Below are 22,987 nucleotides of genomic sequence, written 5' to 3'. Positions count from 1 at the left end.
TTGAAATCTCTATGGCTCGATACCGCGCCCGTTATACCCTCTGATCCCTTCGACCCCGGGGCGTCCTACGACACCGTGGTGGTCGGCGCCGGACTCACCGGCCTCACCACGGCAGCCCTGCTGGCACGCAGCGGACAGCGCGTGGCCATCCTGGAAGCACGCACGGTAGGTGCGGTCGCTACCGGCAACACCACGGCCAAGGTTTCCCTCCTGCAGGGAACACAGCTGTCCAGCATCACGTCGCATCATAACGCGGAGACTGCCCGCCAGTATGTGGAAGCCAACCGGCAGGGACAAAGCTGGCTGCTGCGATTCTGCGACGAAAACGGGATTGGCTACGAGGTCCGGGACGCGTACACCTACGCCACCACCGAGCAGGGACTCAAGAGCCTGCGGAAGGAACACGAGGCAGCCAAGGAGGCAGGGCTCGACGTCGAGTTCACCACGGAGACCGAGCTTCCCTTTGAAACCACGGGCGCCCTGCGGCTTCGCGACCAGGCGCAGATCCAGCCGATGACTGTGCTTGCCGGCCTGGCCAAGGATTACCGCGCCCACGGCGGCACCCTGATCGAGGGCGTCCGGGTGACCGGCGCGCGCCACGAGGAGGGTGCCGGCATCAAGGTCGGAACCAGCCAGGGCGAGGTCACGGCGCGGCACCTGGTGCTGGCCACCGGCATCCCGATCCTTGACCGCGGCGGCTACTTTGCCGTCCTGAAACCCGAGCGTTCCTACGCAGTGGCCCTGCCGGTGACGGGAACGGTTCCGCAGGGCATGTACCTCTCCGTCGATTCGCCCACCCGCTCCCTGCGGACCGCGGAGGCAGACGGTATTTCCTACCTGCTCGCCGGGGGCAACGGGCACACGGTCGGGCGGAAAAAGCACACCCAGGAACTGGTGGACGATCTGGTGGACTGGACCGAGGAGAACTTCGCGGTGGGAAGCGCGGCCAGCTATGCCTGGTCGGCGCAGGATTACTCGCCGGCACGCAGCCTGCCCTACGTCGGGCAGTTGCCGCTGATGGGATCCAACATCTATGTAGCCACCGGTTACAACAAGTGGGGCATGACCAATGCCGTCGCGGCGTCTCTGGCCCTGAGCGCGGAGATTCTCGGCGGAGAGAACCCGTGGGCGCGCGAGCTGTACAAGCCCCGGGTGGCCCCGCTGGATGCCGCGTCCACCCTGCGTGACAACGCCGAGGTGGGGCTCTCCATGCTCACCGGCTGGGCCGCCGGACTGGTCAACAGCACCGACACGGCCCCGCCGGAGGGGCAGGGTGTGGTGTCCCGGGAGAACGGCAAGCCGGTGGGTACCTGCACCGTCGCCGGCGAGACCAGCCGGGTGTCGGCCGTGTGCCCGCACCTCAAGGGGGTCTTGAACTGGAACGACGCCGAACAGTCCTGGGATTGTCCGCTGCACGGCTCCCGGTTCACGGCCAAGGGAACGCTGCTGGAAGGTCCCGCGGTTAAGAACCTCGATCCCGCCTGATCTCCGGACCCGGTTTTAACCAAAGACTGCGGATGCCTTGCAGGCATCCGCAGTCTTTGCTTAACCAGCCGGGCGGCTAGAGGCCGGCCCGGGGTCCGCCGGATTCCGGGTCATCCATCGCCGGATCCGCGTCCGGGGCTGCCGCCAGCCGCGATGTGTCGGTGGAGGTAGGTCCTACGGGAGCCGTGCCGGCCGCGCCGGTGGCGGCATTACCGGGAGCGTCAACATTTCCCCGCCACGAACCCGTTTCCGATCCGCGGCTTTCAATGAATTCCTTGAAACGAGCGAGGTCGGCCTTGACCTGCCGGTCATCGGCGCCGACCACGGACCCCAGCTTCTCAACGATGTTTTCGGGATCCCAGTCCAGTTGGACGGTCACCCGGGTCTCGGCGTCGCCCAGGCGGTGGAACGTTACGACGCCGGCATGGGACTTTCCGTCCGTACTCTTCCAGGCGACCCGCTCATCCGGGTGCTGCTCGGTGATTTCCGTGTCGAATTCCCGCTCGACGCCGGCCACCTTGGTCACCCAGTGTGTGGTGGTGTCCGAAAGCTGGGTAATGGAGAGAACGCCGCCCATGAAGTGGGGGAAGGACTCGAACTGGGTCCACTGGTTGTAAGCGGTGGTAACCGGTACTGATACGTCGATTGACTCTTCTACGGTGGTCATGCTGTCCCTCCGGTAGTACGAATCCTGCCTTGGCCGGGCCGTTTCTCACAGGCCCCGTTTTCCTCACCGTACACAGGACGACAAGTCACTTCAACTGGAAGTAAGGTTGCTTATATTAGCTGTCCCGGGAACCGGTCCATTCTGTTCCGAGCTGCGTCCCGGGGTTAGGCTGGGGAACAATCCACCTGCCGGCGGCGCTGTGCACTGCAGTGTCCGGACTTTTTCCGGCAGGTGAGTCCAGTACTCATTTTTCGTCAATATCTGGAGGAAACATGAAGGCATCTGAAGAGCTGACCACCAACCTGCAGGCCGTCCTGGTGGACATGATCGAACTGCACCTGCAGGGCAAGCAGGCCCACTGGAACGTAGTAGGTAAGAACTTCCGGGACCTGCACCTGCAGCTTGACGAGATCATTGACGACGCGCGCATCTTCGCGGATGAACTGGCCGAGCGCATGCGTGCCCTCCGCGCCGTTCCGGACGGCCGAAGCGTGGCAGTGGCCAACGGCACCAGCCTGCCGCCGTTCCCCGCCGGACTGGTTGACACCAGCGATACCGTGACGCACGTGGTCGCCATGCTCGAGGCCGTCGTCAAGACCATGCGCGACGTGCACGACCAGGTGGACGAAGAGGATCCGACCACTGCGGACATCCTGCACGGCTTTATTGCCAAGCTGGAGCAGTACGCCTGGATGGTGGATGCCGAGAACATTTCCGCCACGGCAGAGGTAGTCACACCCGAAGACAGCAACCTGAAACCGACCCGCTAGGACTCCGGCTTCCGGGCCGGCGTATCCCTTTTCCAGGGGTGCGCCGGCCTTTGCCGTCCCCCGCACTGCCGGCATTCAGCTGCGCCCAGTGGCTCGGCTAACCCGCGATCGCCTGCCGTACTTCTTCCAGTAGATCCATCATGTGCGCCAGCGCGGCAGCGCCGTCGCCGGCGGCGACGGCGTCCGCCACCAGCACATGCCCCCGGAGGGCAGCCTCGCTCGGGTTCGCCGGCATCATGCCCTGCCGGGTGCGGCCGGTAAGCACTTCGGCAACCACGTCCTGAAGCGAGGCGAACATGTCGTTGCCGCTGGAACGCAGCAGCAACGTATGGAATTCAATATCGGCCTGCAGGAACTCATCCAGCTCCCCCGCTTCGCCGAGCCTTCGAAGCTCCGCGGCCAGCTCCACCATCCGGTCCCGCTCAGCTGGTGCCGCGTGACTGGCTGCGGCCGCCGCGGCTACCGGCTCCACCCCCACCCGCAGTTCGGTCAGGGTGCGGAACTGCTCCGCCCGGCCCGGCCCGGCCAGGCGCCACTTGATGATCCGCGGATCGAACACATTCCACAGCTGGGGTTCCTGCACCACAATGCCGACCCGGCGCTTGGAATACACCAGGTTCATGGACTCGAGGATCCGCATGCAGTCGCGGACCACGGTTCGAGAAACTCCGAACTCCTGCTGCAGCCCGTCAAGCGTGAGCCGGTCCCCCGGGGCAAGCACACCGGAGGTTATGTCCTGGCCCAGGACCTCGATGATCCGGGCGTTCAGGACCGCGGCCGGCGGGCCGGCATGTTCGTTCATATCCGCATCTTTCCAGCTACGTTCCTTTGTATATTCCCTAGAATGCATATGAGTGGGGGCGCCTAATCGGCGGGGATACCGCTGAGACCGGCCACCCGCCCCCTGCTTCAGCCTAGCCTCCGAGGCCCGCCTTTGATCAGCCGCCAACGGTGCCCCGATTCATCCGGTCCCGCTCCATCAGTTGGTGATACCTTTGTGCTCAGAAGTTCGGGTCAGCAAACCGGTCCGAACCCGCGACAACGGCGTCCCAAGGAGATTTCAATGTCCCAAACTGCACAGCACCTCGTCATCATGGGTGTTGCCGGATCGGGCAAAACCACCATCGCCAACCTGCTTTCCAAACGGCTCGGATGGATCGCCGCAGAGGCTGATGAGTTCCATCCGGCCGTTAATATTGCCAAGATGTCCGCCGGCGTCCCCCTGGACGACGACGACCGTTGGCCGTGGCTCTACGCCATCCGCGACTGGATGGGTGTCCAGGCGGAAAACGGCCGGTGCACCATCGTCACTTGTTCCGCGTTGAAACGCACGTACCGGAACGTCCTTGCGCAGGCAACCGGGGACGTTACGTTCGTCCACCTGGACGGGAGCAGCGAGGTGCTTGCCGAACGCATGAAAACCCGAAGCGGACATTTCATGCCGCCGTCCCTGCTTCCCTCGCAGTTGAGCACGTTGGAGCCGCTTTCACTGGACGAGGCCGGTATCCGGATTGAAATAACGGATTCTCCTGCGGAAATCGTGGAGGCCATTCTTAGGCACCTGGGATTCACAGTTGCCTAAGCACCTGCGCCCTCGGCCCAAGGTGAACGAAGGCCCGAAGAAACCGTGGAAAAATAGGTAGCTTCAATAAACTCTTTTGGCGCCTGCACCGCCCTCTGGAAGGACTTTTCAACCATGATGGGTGGCCACCATGCCGCTAGCGGCGCTGCGGCCTGGGTTGCCGTCGCCTCCACCGCTCCCCACGCCTTCGGCTGGTATCCGGTGACGCCGCTCGGCGTCGTCACCGGTGCCCTGTTGACCGCCGGCGCTGCCCTGCTGCCCGATCTCGACCATCACAGCGGGACCATTGCCCATTCCCTTCCCCCGCTCACCAAAATCCTTGCCCGCTTTACGGAGGCCGTCAGCGGCGGCCACCGGCGCGGCACGCATTCCCTGCTCGGGCTGGCGGTCTTCGTGGCGCTGGCGACAGCACTGGGCAAAGTGACCACCGAGGTGCCGGTCTTCGGATCAGTGGCGGTGGGCGCGGGGATCCTGTCCGTCCTGCTGATGGGATTTGCCTTCAAGGCGCTGAAAATCGCCGGCGGACCGGTTCGCAGCTGGTTCCTCGCCCTGGTTTTCTCGGGGTTCATTGCCGTCTATGCCCCGGAAAACAATGACTGGCTGCCGGTGGCGGTGGGCCTGGGCGTGGCAGTGCATATTGTCGGCGACCTCCTCACCCACCAGGGCGTAATGATCCTGTGGCCGCTGCGGATCAAACGCCCGCGGTCCCTGGTCCGATTCCCTGTTGTCAGTAAGCTCTGGCGGAGCAGCGGCTGCTTCTCGCTGCCCCTGATCGGCGCGGCCGGCTCATGGCGGGAATGGGCCCTGATGGTGCCCGTGACCATTTACGCGATTTACGGCGTCACCGTGGACGGCATGACGGCGCTGACCGGCTGGTCCCCCTATACCTAGCCCTTCCGGGGACGGGAGCACACCCGGGCGGGACTAAAGTTGAAGTGTGGAACTGGCTCTTTTTGCTGTAGTGGGTGTTGCCGTCATTGTGACGGTTGCTGCCTTTTCCAAACGCCTCGGGATAGCTGCACCGCTGATCCTGGTGGTGGTGGGGCTGGCGCTTTCCTACACGCCGGGCGTGCCGGAGTTCTCCGTTCCGCACGAATGGATCCTGATGGGGGTGCTGCCCCCATTGCTCTATGCCGCCGCGGTGAACGTCCCCGTGGTGGACTTCCGGCGCAACATCGGTGCCATTTCCTCGTTGTCCGTCTTCCTCGTCCTGTTTTCGGCTTTTGCCACGGGGCTCCTCCTTTACCTGCTGCTGCCGGACCTGAACTTCGCCGCCGCGGTGGCACTGGGCGCCGTCGTCAGTCCGCCCGACGCCGTCGCTGCCACTTCGATCGGAAAGAAGCTGGGTCTGCCGCCGCGCCTGGTCACGGTGCTCGAAGGCGAGGGGCTGGTCAATGATGCCACCGCCCTGGTGCTGCTGCGCTCCGCCGTCGCCGCCTCCGCCGGGGGCCTGTCGAGCATCTGGGCCGGCATCGGTGACTTCGGTTTCGCGGTCGTCGTTGCCGTTCTTGTCGGCCTGCTGGTAGGCGCGGCCACGGTCTATGTCCGATCGAAACTCTCCGATCCGGTCCTGGATACGGCAATCTCCTTTGTGGTTCCCTTTATTGCCTTCATTCCGGCGGAGGAAGCCGGGGCCTCGGGGGTCCTCGCCGTGGTCGTGGCCGGGCTGTACACCGGGCACCGCAGTGCCTCAGCGCTGACGGCGCAGGCCCGGATCAATGACAGCATCAACTGGCGGACCATCCAGTTCCTATTGGAAAACGGCGTTTTCCTCCTAATGGGACTCGAACTGCGGCATCTGGTGGAGAACATCGACGCCAGCCTCCTTCCGGTCCTCGATGCCGTACTGATCGGCCTGGCAACCACCGTGCTGCTGATCCTGCTGCGCTTCGCCTGGGTTACTCCGCTGATCTACCTGCTGCGGCTGAAGGTCCGTCACCAGGAACGGCGGACCAAGCGGTTCCGGCTGGGCCTGGACCGGATCAAGGCTGGCGGGCTGAACGACGATCGGCAGCGCAGGCGGCATCGGCGGGCCGAGCTGCTCTACCTCCGCCGCCGGGCCGACGTCGAGCAACTCGGCCGCGAGGGTTTGGGCTGGCGCGGCGGCATGGTGATCTCCTGGTCCGGTATGCGGGGCGTGGTGACCCTGGCCGCGGCCCAGTCCCTGCCGGAGCAGACCCCGTACCACGAGCAGCTGGTGCTGATCGCTTTCACGGTGGCCGTGGCAACCCTGCTGCTGCAGGGCGTCACCCTGCCGTGGCTGATCCGCCTCCTGGGGGTTCAGGGCCGGGATGTGGCATCGGACCAGAGGGAGCTGGCCAAGCTGCTGGACGAGCTCAGCGGTGCCGGGCTCAGCGTTCTGGAGCAGCCTGCGCAATGCCCGGGCGTACGCCGGGAGGTGGACCCGGATGTCGTCGAAAGGGTCCGCCAGAGCACCTTCCTCCGCAGCGAACTGGCCTGGGAACGGGTACGTGCACTCGGGGAAAATGAGGATCCGACGCCGCAGCTCCAATACCGCGTACTGCGCCGCGCCGTCGTCGAGGCCGAACGGGACCAGTTGCTGCTGGCCCGCCGTGAGGGACGCTATGCGTCCCGAACCCTTTCGGAGGCGCAGCGGCTGCTGGACCTGGAGGAATCCCGCCTCCGCCCGCGGCTGGGGGAACGCTAGCGGCGGTGTTCCCAGGCGCTGGACGGCGGTCTGGGCACCGCCGCCTCCGCGTTAGTCCTGGTGAAGCTGGAGGTAGTTGCCGCAGCCGTCGTCGAAAACCGCCTGGGCGCCCGTCGAATCAAGGGTGGGTTCACCGAGGAACTGGACGCCGAGCCCCGATAACCGCTCATACTCCGCCTGCACATCCGGTACGCCAAGCACCAGCACGGGCAGCTGCTCCCGGTACAGCCCCGTCCGGTACGCTTCGGCAACCGGGTTGTCGCTGGGTTCGAGCAGCAGCCCCGGACCACCCGGATCTTCAGGCGAACAGACAATGAACAGGTTGTACTCCGGCATGGCCATCAAGGGTTCCAGGCCAAGGGTACCCGTGTAGAACTCGTAGGCACGTTCCGGGTCGACCACATGGATGCCGCTCATTTTGATCCGCATCTGCGAAAGGGTACCTCCGGCCCCGGCCGGTGTCAGCAGTGCCGGATCAGCTGTGGAATCAACGGTGCTTCAACGGCTGCGGCGCGGTTTGCCGTTCTTGCCTGCGCCTTTTCCCTTGCCTGCGGGACGCCCGCCGGATTTTGCCGCGGACTTTGCCGCGGGCTTGGCCGCGCTCCGGGCCTGGCGCTCCTTGGTCCGCTTCTTGGCCGAGGACTTCTGTTCAGCCTGGATGGAGGGCTGGCGGGAGCTGTTCGCGGTCCGTCCCCGCACCACCCCGATGAACTCTTCGATGTCCGGCTCGTCCCGGTCCTGCAACCAGGCAATTCCGATCCGTGTTGCCGGAACACCGTTCACGGGCCGCGCTGCAACGTCCTTCCGGGAGTGCAGGCGGGCTACGGACATGGGGAGGATCACAACACCGCTGCCGGCGGCAGCCACCTCAAGGGCGACGGCGGCCCCGCCCATCTCGTCAATGTCCAGGATCGTCTCGCCGTCGAGATCGGCGAGGTCGACGGCGTCGAAGGCCGCCAGCGGGTGCTCCTTTGAGGCAGCGGCCACCGGCTGCTCTTCGTACAGCGGAATCACGTTCACGCCGTCCGGGCGCGCGAAACCTTCGGCGGGAATACGGATAAACGCCAGGTCCGCCCGGTTGGAGGCAAGTTCCTCCAGCGCTGCGGGCTCCTCACACTGGAACGTCCTCAGTTCCTGGTCCTGCCGTTCACGCCAGCGGGTGATCCATTTGCCCGGCGTCACGCCCGGTACATAGGCCACGGTCAGCGGCCGCGACGTCGCCCCCTGCAGGGATGCTGATGTGTCTGTGGGCATCAAAACACCTTAGCCCACCGGGAGGTGGCGCGGCGGGCGGATACCCTTGGAATATGACCACCGAGAAATCTCCCCAATCCATGAAGCCTGCCACGGCAGCCAAGAAGCTGGGCATCTATCTGCCCGCAGCGCCGCAGGATTTCCAGGACGGTCCTATTTCGCGGGCCCAATTCGACGAACTGCAGTCCAATCCGCCTGAGTGGCTCACCGAGCTGCGCCGCACCGGCCCGCATCCGCGCCCCGTCGTGGCGCAGAAGCTCAACGTCTCGATCGGCGGTTTGACCCGCGCCGGCGTGACCGAGGCCCTGACCACCGAGGAAATCAAGGCGCTGCTTGCCGAGCCTCCGGCCTGGCTGGTTGAGGAACGTGCGAGCTTTGCTGCCGTCCGTGCGGAAGCCCAGCGGGTAAAGGAAGCCGAAGCCAAGAAGGCGGAACGCGCCTAGGAGCTTCGGCTCGCCGGATTCGCAATACGCACATAAGGGAGGGGCTGCGCAGCTGCTGCGCGGCCCCTCCCTTTGTCCGTCTCCCCTGCTCCGGGGGATGACCACCCGGGACGCAAAAAAGAATGACCCCGGCCGTTTGGCCGGGGTCATTCTTTTCTATGTGCGCGAGGGGGGATTTGAACCCCCACGCCCTTTCGGACACTGGCACCTGAAGCCAGCGCGTCTGCCGTTCCGCCACTCGCGCATAAATGGTTTCCCGCGGCAACGCTGTGCGGACAATCTCACACGATCCAAGCGGATCCTGTCTGTGATCATTCGTTGCGTTTCCTCGGGAACAGCAGAATCAAGCATACCGGCATTTTGGCCAAACACCTAAACGGCCGCCGAGGCAACCAGAAAACCGCGCTGTTGCAAGGAATCGACGGCTGTTCCCCCGGCCGCTCAGGGGACCGGTGTGAAGCGGCAACCGGCTTGGCACATCGGCCGCGCCGGAACGCGGGGCGCCGGGACGGCGGTAAGACAATTATCTGCCGTCACCAGTACTATCGAAGTGGACGTATGTACCTGTGCCCTGCCGGAACCGGTCCCGAACCAGTCCCGGCGGACGATTCCGCCCGCACCCCGGTGCCCGGGCAGGTACTGCAGACGAGGCAATTCACTGGACAGGACACGGAAGGAGACGAACTTGGGCATACTCGACAATGTCGAACGCGGCATCGAAAAGATTGTTCGTGGTGCTTTCGCGTCCGGTTCGTCCGGCCGTGTTGAACCGCTGGAGCTTGCCATCGCACTCCGCAAGGAACTGGATCAGCATTCCATGGTCCTGGGCCAGGGCCGGACGCTGGCACCGAATGTCTTTACTGTGCGGCTATCCACCTCGGACTTCACCCAGGCACAGAAGTGGGGCGCACCCCTGGCTGAAGAGCTCTGCGACGTGGTTATTAAGCATGCACGCAGCCAGTCCTACACACTTCAGGGCCCGGTACGGGTTTCGTTTACCCGCGATTCCTCCCTTAAGGCAGGGGTACTTGAAGTGGATTCATCCACTGAAAAGTCCCCCTCGGCCCAAGCCCGGATGCCCTCTCCTCCTGCACCCCGGCAGGGACCATCGGCTCGTATGCAGCCCGTCCTGGACGTTGACGGCCAGCGCTACACCCTCAACGCCCCCTCAGTGGTTCTGGGACGCTCCTCCGAAGCCGACATCCTCGTGGACGACACCGGTGTTTCACGCCGCCATCTGGAGATCCGTACCGAGAACGGTGCCAGCCGTGCCATCGATCTGGGGTCCACCAACGGCAGCTTCGTCAACGGCCAGAAAGTTCAAGGTGAAGCAGTGCTTACCGACGGATCCACAATCACCATGGGACGCACCCGAATCGTCTTTCGGCTGCTGCCTGTCCGGACCGGGGGACGTTAGTGCTCAGCGAATTAACTGAAACACTCCTGCGCTACGGCTTCCTGATCCTGCTGTGGATCATGGTGGTCAGCGTAGTCGGCGCCATCCGGCGCGACCTCGCCGTGGGCAGCCGCAACCGGACCGGCACCCCGACGGCCCGCCAGATCCGTAAAGACCCAAACCTTGAACAGCGTGCGCCGGCCCCCGGCAAGGTCACGCCCAGGGAACTCGTAGTGACGGAAGGCCCGCTGCGCGGCACCACACTCGACCTTGCCGCCAGCCCCATCCTGCTTGGAAGGGCACAGGAAGCAACCCTCGTCCTGGAGGACGACTACGCCTCCGGCCGCCATGCCCGCCTCTTCCCCCAGGGCAGCCGCTGGTTCGTTGAGGACCTTGGTTCAACCAACGGAACCTATCTCGGCGGAAGCCAACTTACCCGGGCGTTGCCCGTCGAACCCGGTGTGCCGATTCGCATCGGTAAGACGGTCATCGAATTGAGGCCCTGACAGTGGCCCTGGTCCTCAGATATGCAGCACGCTCCGACGTTGGAATGGTTCGTTTCAAGAATGACGATTCCGCCTACGTCGGCCGCTACCTCGCCGTCGTCGCCGACGGCATGGGCGGTCATGCCGGCGGCAACGTCGCCTCGGCCTCCACCGTGCTCGATCTGGTCCACTTGGACAGCAGCGTCCACGAGGATGAACCCCTGACCGTCCTTGCCGATGAAATCCAAGCGGCGAATTCGCTTCTGTCCGAGTTGGTGACCACCAGCCCCCAGCTCTCCGGCATGGGAACCACCGTCACTGCGCTGCTGCTGCATGAGCAGCGCCTGGCACTTGCGCATATCGGCGACTCCCGCGCCTACCGGCTCAAAGACGGCCGGTTCGAACAGATCAGCATCGACCACACCTTCGTGCAGCGGCTTATCGATGAAGGGCGCCTGCAACCCGAAGAAGCCGAAGTACATCCGCATAAGAACGTCCTCATGCGCGTGCTCGGTGACGTTGATGCCAGCCCCGAACTGGACCTGGCCACTTTCGACGTCGAGCCCGGCGAACGCTGGCTGCTGTGTTCGGACGGCCTTACTGCCGTCCTGCGCGACTCCGATATCGAGGGCGTTCTCCGCAGCACCTCGGACCTGCAGGAGTGCGTGGATACCCTGGTTGAACTCACCCTGGCCGGCGGTTCTCCGGACAACGTGACAGTGGCAGTCATCGAAATAGACGAGGACCCCGACGCCGGCTCCGCACCGGCAACCGCTCCGCTCTCCGAATTGACCGCCCGGGACAATGCGTACCGCCCGACGGCTGCGGTAGCCGCGGCGCCGCCCGTGACCGAGGACGAGACTGGACCCCGCACGGAGAATACCGCTGCCCGCGACGACGCCGACGACGCCGAAAGTGAGCGCGAACGCGCCCAGCTGATCCGCCAGGATCTGGCCTCCCGGCCGCACGTATTGGTCGGCGCGGCTTCCCTTGCCACCGAGACCGGTGAAATTCCGATCGTCACGAAGCGGTCCGCCGAGCGGCGCGCTGCCCGCATGCTGACCCACAAGGCGGAATCCGAGCAGCAGGGAGAGCAGGAGACCGGGGATTCGCCCCGTACCGGTTGGAAGCGCTGGCTGCTGCCGGCATTCCTGACCGTGGTTGCGCTGCTGCTCGCCGTCGTCGTGTGGCTCGGCTACACCTGGACGCAGACCCGCTACTACGTGGGCTCCTATGAAAACCGGGTCGCCATCTACAACGGTGTCTCCCAGACCATCGGACCTATCCAGCTCTCGCATGTCACCGACGTCTCCGACATTCCGGTGGACAGCCTCTCCGAATATCACCGGAACCGGGTGGAGGACACCCTTCCTGCCCGGGATCTTGAGCATGCCGGAGAGATAGTCAGCGAATTGCGGGACACCGCCAAGGCGGTCCTGTGTCCGCCGGTAAACACCGATTCCCCGACTGCTGCGCCTTCACCGGGTGCGACTGCTGCGCCCGAAACCGACCAGAACAGTGCCTGCGGAGGTGAGCAGTAATGTCGGATGTCCTCACCGTGCCTAAACCGCGCCGGAACATCGAAGCCCTCCTCCTCCTCGTTGCGCTCCTGGTCGGAGTGGGAGCCAACATGATTGTCGGCCTCGACGAAGACCGTGCCTTCGACTCCGATTTCTGGGTCCAGGGCGGGACGCTCATGGCCCTGGTAATCATCTTCCACCTCGTGCTGCGCTTCCGTGCCAAATATGCCGATCCGGTAATACTTCCCATTGTGACTGCCCTTAACGGCATCGGGCTGGCCATGATCCACCGCCTGGATATCACCAACGGCGATGATGCAGCTGACCGGCAGCTGTTGTGGAGCACAGTGGCCGTGGCGGCCGGAATCGCCGTGCTGTTCATCATCAAGGACCACCGGATCCTGCGCCGCTACACCTATATCTCGTTGATCGTCAGCGCGATTCTGTTGCTCCTTCCGCTGATGCCGGCACCCGTGGGCCGCGAGATCAACGGCGCCCGGATCTGGATCAACGTTGGCATCGGAACCTTCCAGCCCGGCGAGATCGCCAAGATCACCCTGGCCATATTCTTCGCCGGGTATCTATCCACCAACCGTGACCTCATCCTGCTCGCGGGACGGAAGGTCGGGCCGCTGCAGTTCCCGCGCATGCGGGACCTGGGCCCCATGCTCGTGGCTTGGCTCGTCAGCATCGGCGTGCTGGTCTTCCAGCGGGACCTTGGCTCGTCCATCCTCTTCTTCGGCCTGTTCATGGCCATGATCTATGTCGCCACCAGCCGCGTGAGCTGGGTACTGATCGGCGTGGGCCTGCTCGCGGCGGGCGGATTCGTCGCCCTCCAATTGTTCAGCCACCTGCAGGCGCGCATCCACGGCTGGCTCAACGCCTTTGATCCCGAGGTCTACAACGGGGCCGGCGGCAGCTACCAGGTAGTGCAAGGGCTCTTCGGCCTGGCCAGCGGTGGGCTTGTCGGTACCGGTTTGGGACAGGGCCGCCCGGATCTGGTGACCTTTGCGAACAGCGATATGATTATTGCCGCCCTCGGCGAGGAACTGGGCCTGATCGGCATCTTCGCGATCGTGCTGATGTTTGTGCTGCTGGTATCCCGCGGATTCCGTGCCGCCCTGGGTACCAAGGACGGTTTCGGGAAGCTCCTGGCATGCGGGTTGTCCTTCATCATTGCCTTGCAGTGCTTCGTGGTGATCGGAGGCGTTACGCGCCTGATCCCGTTGACCGGATTGACCACCCCGTTCATGTCGGCAGGCGGATCATCGTTGCTGGCCAACTGGATCATCGTGGCGCTCCTGCTCATGATTTCCGACGCTGCCCGCCGGCCCACGCCTACCGGCCCGCTGGCCACCGATATGGTCCCCGCCATGTCCGATTCCCGGTCCGGCGCTCCTGCCCGTACCCGGCGTTCCCCTAAGGGAGGAGACGAATGAACCAGGCTATCCGTAACAGCTGGGTAGTGGCCCTGGCAATGTTCGTGCTCATTCTCGGTTCGCTGACCTACGTGCAGTTCTTCGCCGCTGAGAAGCTCAACACCAACCCGAACAACAATCGGGCCCTTTACCGTGATTTCGGCGAACCCCGCGGCTCCATCCTTGTGGACGGCAAGGCGATCGCCGAGTCCGTTCCCTCGGACGACCAGTTCAATTACCAGCGGGTCTACAACAGCCCGGAGCTGTATTCGCATCTGACCGGGTATTTCAACCTGAACAACACCACGCAGCTGGAAATGACCATGAACGACGAGCTGTCCGGCAACAGCTCCCAACAGTTCAACGACAAGCTGGTCCAGCTCTTCTCCGGTGCCCAGAGCCAGGGTGCTTCGGTGGAACTGACCATCGATCCGGAACTCCAGCAGCTGGCCTACGACCTTATTCCCGACGGTCAGAAGGGATCCATCGTCGTGATGGACCCGAAGACGGGCGATATCCTCGCCATGGTCTCCAAGCCCACATATGACACCAATCTCCTGGCCGGCCATGACACTGCGGTGCTGGGTGCCAACATGGAGGCCCTGACCTCCCAGCCGGGACTGTCGCCCTATACAAATCCGGCCACGCAGTCCCTGCTGGCCCCCGGGTCCGTCTTCAAACTCGTGGACACGGCAGCAGCCTTGGAGTCTGGAAAATACGACGCCGAATCCGTGATCCCGAATCCGCCGGAACTCCCGCTGCCCGGAACCAACATCTCCCTTCCGAACTTCACCACGGGCGCCTGCTCGGCCCGGTCCGAGGCAGACTTCGCCTTTGCCCTCGCCTGGTCCTGCAATACCGTCTTCGCCCAGGTGGCACTGGATCTGGGGCAGGACAACATCGCAGCGCAGGCCAAGAAGTTCGGTTTCGATACCTCCCTCCAGATCCCCAACGAGGTTGTGGCCAGCCATTTCCCCGAGAACGAGGACGAGGCGCAACTGGCCCTCGCCTCGATCGGACAGGGAAGCGTGACCGCCACCCCGCTGGAGGTCGCCATGATTTCCGCAGCCATCGCCAACGACGGCGTGCAGATGACCCCCAACCTGATCCGCAGCGTCCGCGCTCCCGATTTGTCCGTGATCGATGAACCGAAGCCCACTGAATTGAATACTTCCGTCAGCCCCGACACAGCCCGCCAGCTCACCGAGTGGATGGTCGGCGTCGTAGACAACGGCTCGGCCAAATCTGCCCAGGTCCCCGGATTCAAGGTGGCCGGCAAGACCGGCACGGCCCAGGTGGACGGCCGGGGAGACAATGCCTGGTTCACCGGCTTCGCGCCGGCCGACGATCCGCAGGTGGCCATTTCCGTTGTTATGGAAGACGTGGACCTGGCCACCGGTGCCCAATTGACCACTCCAAGCGCGCAGAAACTCCTAGAGGCGGTGTTGAATAAGTGAGGCCTACATCGGGTATCACCTTAGGCGGCAGGTTCCAGCTGACCGACCGTATTGCCATTGGCGGTATGGGCGAGGTCTGGAAGGCACGGGACCTTGTCCTGGGCCGCATTGTTGCCATCAAAATCCTCAAGGAGGAGTACACCGGGGATCCGGGCTTCCTTAACCGTTTCCGGGCGGAGGCCCGGCACACCGCACTGCTCAACCATCCCGGCATTGCCAATGTCTTCGACTACGGCGAAGAGGACGGTTCGGCGTACCTGGTCATGGAACTTGTTCCGGGCCAGCCGCTGTCCAGCATCATCGAGCGCGACAAGGTGCTCTCGCCCGACCGGACGCTGTCCATCATCGGCCAGGTCGCCACTGCGCTTGCCGTAGCCCACAACCAGGGCCTGGTGCACCGCGACGTGAAGCCGGGCAACCTGCTCATCATGCCCGACGGCAAGGTCAAGATCACCGACTTCGGGATCGCCCGACTGGCCGACCAGGTGCCGTTGACCGCCACCGGTCAGGTCATGGGCACTGCCCAGTATCTGGCTCCGGAGCAGGCCACCGGACAGCAGGCGACGGGTTCCAGCGACATCTACGCGCTTGGTGTCATTGGCTACGAACTCCTTGCCGGCCGCCGTCCCTTCTCCGGTGAATCCCAAATCGCGATTGCCCTGGCACAGGTCAACGACACGCCTCCGCCGCTGCCGGAAACCATTCCGGAACCGGTGCGTGCCCTGATTATGTCCATGCTGGCGAAGGACCCGGCGGACCGTCCGGCCGACGCCGAGTCGCTTGCCCTTGCTGTCGCCGCCATCCGCCGCGGAGACATCCATGCAGCGCAGGAAGCCGTCCCCGGCATGCTGCTCTTCGGATCCTCCACCGGCGCGGTTACGGCCCCGGTGCCCACCACCGGTACGTCAGCCACCCGCGTGGTGGACACCGCACCTTCGACGTCGGCACTGCCCACGGTCGCCGGCGCGTCCGTGGCCGATGCCCGCACGGGTGAGCTTGCCGCGTCCCGTGATTGGACCGACGAAGACGATGTCGATTACGACGACGGCGCCCCGGGGGACGTCGAAGAGGAAAAGCGCCGCAGCCCCTGGACGATCCCGCTGATCGCCTTGCTCGTGCTCATTCTGGCCGGCGTCGTGGCGTTCTTCGTGCTCACCGGCTCCGAGGGAGACGAGGACCCGGCCCCCGCCGCGAGTTCGTCAGCCACCAGCTCGCGCAGCCCCTCGCCTTCCAAGACCACAGCGAGTGCAACCCCGTCCGAAACGCCCGACGAAATCCGCATCGATTCGGCCACCTACGAGGGCCGGCCCGTAAACGATGTCTACTCCGAGCTGATTGCCCTGGGCCTTCAGGTGGAACGCCTGCCGGTCTCGGACGCGACCATCCCGGAAGGTTCCGTCATTGAGGTCAATCCCTCCGGAACGTTGAGCCGCGGGGATGCCGTGACCATTATCTACTCCTCGGGCCCGGAACTTGTTTCCGTCCCTGCCCTGACAGGACAGCCTGAGGCGGCGGCACGCCAGCGCATCGTCGATGCCGGCCTGATGCCGGTCAACGGCGGCACCCAGCAGTCCGATGCCACCCCGGGCACCGTCGTGGGGGTCAATCCCACCGAAGGCGCTACCGTGGCGCGGGGCTCTTCCGTCACCTACTACATCGCAGAAGCCGCCCCTTCAGCTCCGGCACCGGCTCCGCCCACCTCGACTCCTTCCGCCCCGGCGGCTGGGAACGGCGCCGGGACTGGATCCAATCCGGATACCGGTACCAGCCTGAATCAGCCCGGCGGCGCCAGCATGACCGGCCCTACAGGCAGCAGCTAAGAGACCATGAGCGCAGAATTCCTTCGAGGGCAGCCCACCCTCAACACTGATAACGTCCTGAACGGGCGGTACGAGGTGGGTGAACTGATCGGACGCGGCGGAATGGCCGACGTCTACCTTGGGCGGGATATACGCCTGGGCCGGACCGTGGCTATCAAGGTGCTGCGGCCGGACCTGGCCCGTGATCCGCTGTTCCAGTCACGCTTCCGGCGCGAAGCACGAGCCGTGGCGGGGCTGAACCACCCCTCCGTTGTGTCCGTATATGACACGGGCGACCAGGAGTCCGCCTCGCCGCGGGACGACGTGCGGCTGCCCTACATCGTGATGGAATACGTTCCGGGCCGGACCCTGCGCGACCTGCTCAAGGCAGACGAGCTCACCATCGAGAAGTCCATTGACTATTCCCTCGGAGTCCTCGCCGCCCTGGATTACAGCCACCGCTCCGGGATCGTCCACCGCGACATCAAGCCGGCCAACGTTATGGTGACCGCCGACGGCGGGGTAAAGGTCATGGACTTCGGCATCGCACGTGCCATGGCGGATTCAGCCGCAACCATGACGCAGACCCAGGCCGTAGTCGGTACCGCACAGTATCTGTCCCCCGAGCAGGCCCGCGGCGAAACCGTGGATGCCCGCAGCGACCTCTACTCCACGGCATGCCTGCTGTTCGAGCTGCTTACCGGCCGGCCTCCGTTCATCGGTGAAAGCCCCGTCTCCGTGGCCTACCAGCACGTCCGCGAACAGCCCGTCACGGCCAGCAGCCTGAACCCCGAAATTCCAGCCGCCCTCGATGACGTCTTGAAGCGCGGGCTGGCCAAGGACCGCGACCACCGTTATCAGACCGCCCGGGATTTCCGGGAAGCACTGCTTTCGGCGCGCGACGGCGGACCCGTCACCGCTGCAACGCAGGCAATCTCCGTGGCACGGCCGGCGGACCCCGCCACCGTTGCCATGACCCCTGCTCCCGAGGACGAACCCCGGACACGGGCCATGGCCAAAGTGCTCGCCGGCGGATCTCTCCTTTCGGACGATGACCATCCCCGGACGGAAGACCACCCGGTCCTTCCCATCGGATCCACCGGCGACCGCGACCCCCAGCAAAAGGCCCGCCGGCGGGCCTGGATCACAGTCTTCAGCATTCTTGTGGTCCTGGTCCTCGCCGTCGGCGGATTTGTCGGATGGAACATGATCAATGCCAAACCCGCCGCACCCGTAACGGCAGCCGTACCCCAGGTCGAGGGCAAATCCCAGACCGATGCCATGAACGCCATTATCAGCGCGGGCTTCCAACCACCCCGGATCAGCGAGGAATACAGCGACAGCGTGGCCGAGGACCTGGCCATTCGCACCACTCCGGCGGGTGGCGCTGAGGTCGTCAAGGATGAGAGCATCACGCTCTACATCTCCAAGGGGCCTTCCAGCATGGTCATCCCGCAGGACCTGGTGGGAATGACGGAATCGGGTGCCCGCGACGAGCTTCGCGGGCTCGGCCTCAAGGGCGGGGCCACGATCGGGGGCAACAGCTCCACCATGGAGTCGGGACGAGTCCTCGGCACCGACCCTGCTATCGGCGAGACCGTCCCGGCAGACAGCGAAGTCGACATTGTGGTGTCCACCGGACGGGTAACCGTTCCGAATCTCGAGGGGATGCCTTGGGAGCAGGCCCAGGAGAAACTACTCGATCCGGCGCTCCTCCTGACTCCCAAACGAACGGAAGTCGAATCCGCCGATGCGGCACCCGGCACGGTCATCGCGCAGAGTATTCCCGGCGGCACGGACGTGGCCCCCGGAACTTCCGTGGTCCTGTCGGTTGCCAAGGCGCCGGCTCCGGAACCGACGCCTGCTCCGACAGCCTCGCCGTCCAGCACACCCGCCACCCCGCCGGGACGGCGCTAGGCGCGGACGGAAGTCCCGGCCTGCGCTGAGCTCGAAATGAGCGGACTCAGCGTGGCCGCGTGGGCCGCCGCTCCAGTCAGTCCGGCTGACTCCAGCCAGTTACCCAGCATCCGGTAGCCGCCCTCGGTGAGGACGGACTCGGGGTGGAACTGCACGCCGGACAGCGGTGCTGCCGCATGCTGCAGACCCATGATGATTCCGCTGGCCGTTCGCGCCGTCACCCGCAGCTCGGCGGGAATGCTGTCGTTGACAGCCGCCAGCGAGTGGTATCGAGTGGCGGTCAGCGGACTGGGCAGACCCGCAAACACATCCTCGCCGCCGTGTTCCACGAGCGAGGTCTTCCCGTGCATCAATTCAGGCGCGTGCGTCACCGTGCCGCCGTACGCTTCCGCCAGCGCCTGGTGGCCCAGGCAGATGCCGAGCATCGGCGTTGCAGTAGCTCCGCACCAGCGGATCAGGTCTACCGACACACCCGCCTCGCCCGGCGTGCCCGGGCCCGGGGAAACCAGCACTCCGTTGTGGCGGGCAGCCAGCTCAATCGCGGACTCCACACTCAGGTCATCATTGCGGATCACCGTGGTCTCCGCCCCGAGTTCCTGCAGATAGCCCACCAGGGTATAGACAAAGCTGTCATAGTTGTCGACCACCAGGATCCGGGTGCTCATGGTGCTAGGAACCGCCAATCGTTGAATCCGTCAGTGAGGGAAGAAGGCTGGTCTCGGCAAGCCAGGGGAAGACATACTCCATCAGGGCCAGCACGGCCGCGGCAATCAGCACCGCGGAGAGCAGAATCCGGAACCACAACGGTCCGGGAAGGTGCCGAAACAACCATCCATACATTTTAGCGACCTCCGGATGCATTGGCGGCAACAACGTCTGCGATAGCCGGCGGGGGACCGGCGGACAGAGGCTGCCAGGAGTCCAGCCGGGCGTAGGCGATGATGCGCTCCTGGGAGCCGAAACGCGGGTTGCAGCTGGTCAGGGTAAGGAACCGTTCGCTGGGGATCGCTGCGGGCTCTGTCGGGACGGCTGCGATCACATCGACCCGGTCGGGCAGCACTATCTGGGTATTGCGGTAGACGTAGTCGTAGTAACCGTCCGACGTCTGAACGTAGATGTGGTCTCCGGGTACGAGGGTGTGGATGGGATCCAGGGCCTTGCCGTGGGTCTGCCGATGGCCTGCAACGGCGAAGTTCCCAACCGCCCCGGGCATCGCGGTATCCGGATAGTGGCCCAGCCCCAGGCGGTCCAGCACGGCCGTCCCGACACCGCTGGTCACCGGAGCGGCATAATCCGCCCCGAAGCGGGGAACATAGACGACGGCGAATGTCTCGCCTTCCTCAGTTGGCGGGTCCAGGACCACCGGATCTCCGTAATCCTGGGGCGAGGAAGCCGGCGGCGGAACTGCGGGGAGGTCGAAGTCCTCGAACAACCCGTCGATGGCCTCCTGCTGGGCCCGGTTTGAGTCAATGTTGGTCCACCAGAGCTGCCAGGCGACAAACAGCGCCAGGACGATTCCCAGCGTGATCAGGAGCTCTCCGGCTACCTGGACCACCATCCGGCCCTTTCCTCCCGTACGGCGCGGGGAAGCACTACGCCGACGTCGGTGCTGCGTGGTGGTAACGGATGGCTCGGCCAACGCTCTCCTTTTGGCTGGTACCGGTATTTCACGGCCTCAGGGAACCCGGGACAGCTTGGCCGCGGAATTCGCTAGGATAATCAGAATAGGGATGACCCTAACAGGTCCGCGCATTGAAGGAGACTTCTCGTGCTCGGGATCTGGTCGTCCCGGCCCATGACTACAACCACCGGCGTCTGCAGAGCCGGTTCCGCTAGGAGGATCCGTGCCTGAGTCCAAATCCCGCAAGAAGCCTTCCCGCCCCGCAACCCCCGCACAGACTGCGTCAGTGCCCAAGGAAAACCCTGTTTGGTACAAGCCGGTCATGTTCGGCCTGATGATCCTCGGTCTGCTGTGGATCATCACGTACTACATCACCCAGGGCGAGTACCCGGTACCGGCTTTCGGTGCCAGCAACATCCTGGTGGGCTTTGGCATCGCGATTGTGGGCTTCCTGATGACGACGCGCTGGCGCTGACGTTCCGGCGTTCGTACCTCGGGCTTCCCGGTGCCGTTTTGGCGCCGGGAAGCCTTTTTCTTTGCCCTGACGACCGCTATCCCCGGTTTTCCACGTTGTTCACAGGTTGTGCACGGAGTTATCCACAGGTGTGGGAAACTCTGTGGGTTACTTCGACAACTTCCTTGCAAATAAAGGGAAGGAGGTTATCCACACCTGTGGAATTACATGTGTGTAACTCCGTTCAGCCTATGGATAACCCTGTGGATCAGCGGCCGGGCACGAAAATTACAACGATGTAGGTTATTAACACTGTGGGTATCCCTGTGGATAACTTTCGGGTGCCCGGAGCTCCCCGGGGGCTTCGTCCCGGCACCCCGGGCTAAACGGGTAGACACGCCGCAGAGATCGGCGGGCGTTAAACATCTGTGCCCGCCGTCAGTGACGGCGGGCACGCAAGTCGATGTCTTATCCCGGGGACTACCCGGGGATAATCTGCGCCGGAGGTTGCCAAAGCACACCCGCGACCACGAGTACCAGCACCACTCCCGCAAGCCCGGCAAACTGAATGGCTGTGCGGTGCTTTCCCCTGGGTGTATAGGCCAGGATGGCCGCGCAGGCTGCACCCGTGATCAGTCCGCCCACATGGGCCTGCCAGGCGATCCCCGGGACCACGAATCCAAGGACCAGGTTCACCGCCAGCAGGATCAGCAGCGAACGCAGCTCGCCCTGCCGCTGCCGGATCACCACGAACAGGGCGCCGAAGAGGCCGAACACGGCACCGGAGGCGCCCACCACGGCCACACCGGGATCCGCCAGGTACATCACGCCCACAGAGCCGCCCAAGGCGGAGATCAGGTACAGCAGGGCAAACCTGACGCGGCCGAACAAGGGCTCCAGGCTGCGGCCCAGGAACCAGAGGGCGTAGAGATTGAAGGCAATGTGGATGGGGCTGCCCTGGGAATGCAGGAACGCTGACGTCAGCAGGCGCCACGGCTGATAATCGGTCAGCACGGGTGCGTAGAAGAAAGTGCGCGTAAATTCCGGCAGCAGCAGCTGCAGCACGTAGGCCACAGCGCACACCGCCATGATGGTGATGGTCACTACCGGTTTTCCGCCCGGGGCGACGCGCCCGCCGAAGGGAGTCCGGTAGGCAGGCTGGGTCTTGCGCTGCTGGTTGAAGCAGTCCACGCACTGGACGCCTACTGCAGCGTTCTGCTGGCACTCGGGGCAGGCAGGGCGCCCGCAGCGCTGGCAGCGGATGTAGCTGACCCGGTCCGGATGGCGGGGACACACGGGCACCTGAGAAGCCGGCACCTCGGCCGGCACACCATATGACATTGCTGGGACTCCCGGATTGACGAAAAGCCCCGGCCGAGAATTCGGCCGGGGCACTTCGAACAGGCTAGAGCTGTTCGACGGTAATGCTGTTGATAACCACGTCTTCGGCCGGCTTGTCGCGTCCGTCGGTGGAAACCGCGTTGAGCTGGTCAACGAGTGCACGTGACTCGTCGTCGGCAACCTCACCGAAGATGGTGTGCTTGCCCTGCAGCCAGGTGGTGGGCACAGAGGTGATGAAGAACTGCGAGCCGTTGGTGCCCCGGCCCATCTGGACACCTGCGTTGGCCATCGCCAGCTTGTACGGCGCGGAGAAGTCGAGATCGGGGTTGATCTCGTCGTCGAACTGGTAGCCCGGTCCGCCGGTGCCGCGGCCCAGGGGGTCCCCGCCCTGGATCATGAAGTCCTTGATGATGCGGTGGAAGATGGTTCCGTCGTAGAGCGGACGGGTGGTCTTCTCACCGGTCGCCGGATCGGTCCACTCGATTTCGCCGGTGGCCAGGCCAACGAAGTTCTTGACCGTCTTGGGGGCGTGGTTTCCGAACAGGTTGACACGGATGTCGCCCATGGAAGTGTGGATGGTTGCTTTTGCTGTAGGAATAGCAGTCATAAGGACATTGTTCCACGGCACTTCCGTGTGTGGGCGGAAACGGCCTGGTTCAGCGCACAGTGAAAACCGCGCCCTGTCAGGGCCCTTGATAGCAGAGACCCGC

Annotated in this window: 22 protein-coding genes, 1 tRNA gene and 1 pseudogene; 14 read left to right on the top strand and 10 right to left on the bottom strand. The window is 64.4% G+C overall.

Annotated features, from left to right (window positions below; genetic code table 11):
* A complete protein-coding gene (locus tag NNX35_RS05795; protein WP_255765537.1) occupies positions 1-1,485 on the top strand; it encodes an FAD-dependent oxidoreductase in 1,485 nt (494 codons plus the stop codon).
* A gap of 223 nt (positions 1,486-1,708) precedes the next feature.
* Here the strand turns inward: NNX35_RS05795 and NNX35_RS05790 are convergent.
* A pseudogene (locus NNX35_RS05790) lies at positions 1,709-2,152 on the bottom strand (SRPBCC family protein); the annotation flags it as partial.
* Between the two features lie 272 nt (positions 2,153-2,424).
* On the opposite strand from NNX35_RS05790, the gene NNX35_RS05785 reads away from it, so the two are divergent.
* A complete protein-coding gene (locus NNX35_RS05785; protein ID WP_255765536.1) occupies positions 2,425-2,922 on the top strand; it encodes a Dps family protein in 498 nt (165 codons plus the stop codon).
* 97 nt (positions 2,923-3,019) lie between these two features.
* On the opposite strand, the gene NNX35_RS05780 is transcribed toward NNX35_RS05785, so the two are convergent.
* A complete protein-coding gene (locus NNX35_RS05780) occupies positions 3,020-3,724 on the bottom strand; it encodes a FadR/GntR family transcriptional regulator (RefSeq protein WP_255765535.1) in 705 nt (234 codons plus the stop codon).
* A 261-nt stretch (positions 3,725-3,985) separates the two neighbouring features.
* Here NNX35_RS05780 and NNX35_RS05775 point away from each other — a divergent pair, with 261 nt between their 5' ends.
* The 3 genes from NNX35_RS05775 to NNX35_RS05765 all read left to right on the top strand — a co-directional run bounded on the left by NNX35_RS05775 (position 3,986) and on the right by NNX35_RS05765 (position 7,172).
* Complete coding sequence (locus tag NNX35_RS05775) at positions 3,986-4,504, top strand: gluconokinase (protein WP_255765534.1); 519 nt, start codon at positions 3,986-3,988, stop codon at positions 4,502-4,504.
* 114 nt (positions 4,505-4,618) lie between these two features.
* Complete coding sequence (locus tag NNX35_RS05770; RefSeq protein WP_255765533.1) at positions 4,619-5,395, top strand: metal-dependent hydrolase; 777 nt, start codon at positions 4,619-4,621, stop codon at positions 5,393-5,395.
* A 46-nt stretch (positions 5,396-5,441) separates the two neighbouring features.
* Positions 5,442-7,172: a sodium:proton antiporter gene (locus NNX35_RS05765; protein ID WP_255765532.1), complete on the top strand. Its 1,731-nt coding sequence runs from the start codon at positions 5,442-5,444 to the stop codon at positions 7,170-7,172.
* A 51-nt stretch (positions 7,173-7,223) separates the two neighbouring features.
* On the opposite strand, the gene NNX35_RS05760 is transcribed toward NNX35_RS05765, so the two are convergent.
* Together NNX35_RS05760 and NNX35_RS05755 are read right to left on the bottom strand one after the other, a co-directional pair.
* The gene (locus tag NNX35_RS05760) at positions 7,224-7,601 is read right to left on the bottom strand and encodes a VOC family protein (protein WP_227920447.1); all 378 of its coding nucleotides are present in this window, start codon (positions 7,599-7,601) and stop codon (positions 7,224-7,226) included.
* A gap of 69 nt (positions 7,602-7,670) precedes the next feature.
* Positions 7,671-8,426: a LysR family transcriptional regulator substrate-binding protein gene (locus NNX35_RS05755; protein WP_255765531.1), complete on the bottom strand. Its 756-nt coding sequence runs from the start codon at positions 8,424-8,426 to the stop codon at positions 7,671-7,673.
* A gap of 80 nt (positions 8,427-8,506) precedes the next feature.
* On the opposite strand from NNX35_RS05755, the gene NNX35_RS05750 reads away from it, so the two are divergent.
* Complete coding sequence (locus tag NNX35_RS05750) at positions 8,507-8,869, top strand: DUF5997 family protein (protein WP_255765744.1); 363 nt, start codon at positions 8,507-8,509, stop codon at positions 8,867-8,869.
* A 161-nt stretch (positions 8,870-9,030) separates the two neighbouring features.
* On the opposite strand, the gene NNX35_RS05745 is transcribed toward NNX35_RS05750, so the two are convergent.
* Positions 9,031-9,113 (bottom strand) — tRNA-Leu (locus NNX35_RS05745).
* Between the two features lie 441 nt (positions 9,114-9,554).
* Here NNX35_RS05745 and NNX35_RS05740 point away from each other — a divergent pair.
* The 7 genes from NNX35_RS05740 to pknB are packed head-to-tail and all read left to right on the top strand — an operon-like array spanning position 9,555 to position 18,861.
* Positions 9,555-10,286: a DUF3662 and FHA domain-containing protein gene (locus NNX35_RS05740; RefSeq protein ID WP_255765530.1), complete on the top strand. Its 732-nt coding sequence runs from the start codon at positions 9,555-9,557 to the stop codon at positions 10,284-10,286.
* Positions 10,287-10,345: 59 nt separating this feature from the next.
* Complete coding sequence (locus tag NNX35_RS05735; RefSeq protein ID WP_227932940.1) at positions 10,346-10,771, top strand: FHA domain-containing protein; 426 nt, start codon at positions 10,346-10,348, stop codon at positions 10,769-10,771.
* A gap of 44 nt (positions 10,772-10,815) precedes the next feature.
* Complete coding sequence (locus NNX35_RS05730) at positions 10,816-12,291, top strand: PP2C family serine/threonine-protein phosphatase (protein WP_255867216.1); 1,476 nt, start codon at positions 10,816-10,818, stop codon at positions 12,289-12,291.
* Positions 12,291-13,709, top strand: a complete 1,419-nt coding sequence (locus tag NNX35_RS05725; RefSeq protein WP_255765528.1) for an FtsW/RodA/SpoVE family cell cycle protein — start codon at positions 12,291-12,293, stop codon at positions 13,707-13,709. The genes NNX35_RS05730 and NNX35_RS05725 overlap by 1 nt, the downstream gene beginning before the upstream one ends.
* Positions 13,706-15,145: a penicillin-binding protein 2 gene (locus NNX35_RS05720; RefSeq protein ID WP_255867215.1), complete on the top strand. Its 1,440-nt coding sequence runs from the start codon at positions 13,706-13,708 to the stop codon at positions 15,143-15,145. Before NNX35_RS05725 ends, NNX35_RS05720 begins: the two co-directional genes overlap by 4 nt.
* A complete protein-coding gene (locus NNX35_RS05715) occupies positions 15,142-16,965 on the top strand; it encodes a protein kinase (RefSeq protein ID WP_255862211.1) in 1,824 nt (607 codons plus the stop codon). Before NNX35_RS05720 ends, NNX35_RS05715 begins: the two co-directional genes overlap by 4 nt.
* Before the next feature lie 6 nt (positions 16,966-16,971).
* Positions 16,972-18,861, top strand: a complete 1,890-nt coding sequence (pknB, locus tag NNX35_RS05710) for a Stk1 family PASTA domain-containing Ser/Thr kinase (RefSeq protein WP_255867214.1) — start codon at positions 16,972-16,974, stop codon at positions 18,859-18,861.
* Here pknB and NNX35_RS05705 read toward each other — a convergent pair.
* From NNX35_RS05705 to NNX35_RS05695, 3 genes are read right to left on the bottom strand one after another with little or no spacing between them, the layout of a single operon-like run.
* Positions 18,858-19,526: an aminodeoxychorismate/anthranilate synthase component II gene (locus NNX35_RS05705; RefSeq protein ID WP_255867323.1), complete on the bottom strand. Its 669-nt coding sequence runs from the start codon at positions 19,524-19,526 to the stop codon at positions 18,858-18,860. The genes pknB and NNX35_RS05705 overlap by 4 nt on opposite strands.
* Positions 19,527-19,530: 4 nt before the next feature.
* Positions 19,531-19,701, bottom strand: coding sequence for a hypothetical protein (locus tag NNX35_RS05700; protein WP_255765524.1), 171 nt, complete (start codon positions 19,699-19,701; stop codon positions 19,531-19,533).
* Position 19,702: 1 nt separating this feature from the next.
* On the bottom strand, positions 19,703-20,419 hold the full coding sequence (locus tag NNX35_RS05695; protein ID WP_255867213.1) for a class E sortase: 717 nt from the start codon (positions 20,417-20,419) through the stop codon (positions 19,703-19,705).
* A 286-nt stretch (positions 20,420-20,705) separates the two neighbouring features.
* Between NNX35_RS05695 and NNX35_RS05690 the strand changes: the two genes are divergently transcribed.
* Complete coding sequence (locus NNX35_RS05690) at positions 20,706-20,957, top strand: cell division protein CrgA (RefSeq protein ID WP_227920413.1); 252 nt, start codon at positions 20,706-20,708, stop codon at positions 20,955-20,957.
* A gap of 459 nt (positions 20,958-21,416) precedes the next feature.
* On the opposite strand, the gene NNX35_RS05685 is transcribed toward NNX35_RS05690, so the two are convergent.
* Both NNX35_RS05685 and NNX35_RS05680 read right to left on the bottom strand, forming a co-directional pair.
* Positions 21,417-22,277, bottom strand: coding sequence for a rhomboid family intramembrane serine protease (locus tag NNX35_RS05685; RefSeq protein WP_255765522.1), 861 nt, complete (start codon positions 22,275-22,277; stop codon positions 21,417-21,419).
* Positions 22,278-22,341: 64 nt separating this feature from the next.
* Positions 22,342-22,884 (bottom strand): peptidylprolyl isomerase, encoded by a 543-nt coding sequence (locus NNX35_RS05680; protein WP_229951279.1) that lies wholly within the window; start codon positions 22,882-22,884, stop codon positions 22,342-22,344.
* Positions 22,885-22,987: the final 103 nt, after the last annotated feature.

Origin of the sequence: Arthrobacter sp. zg-Y844 (assembly GCF_024385465.1) — a bacterium.
In the GTDB taxonomy this organism is placed as follows: Bacteria; Actinomycetota; Actinomycetes; order Actinomycetales; family Micrococcaceae; genus Arthrobacter_B.
The sequence above is the reverse complement of the archived record's forward strand: the minus strand, read 5'-3'. Positions and strand labels throughout refer to the sequence as shown.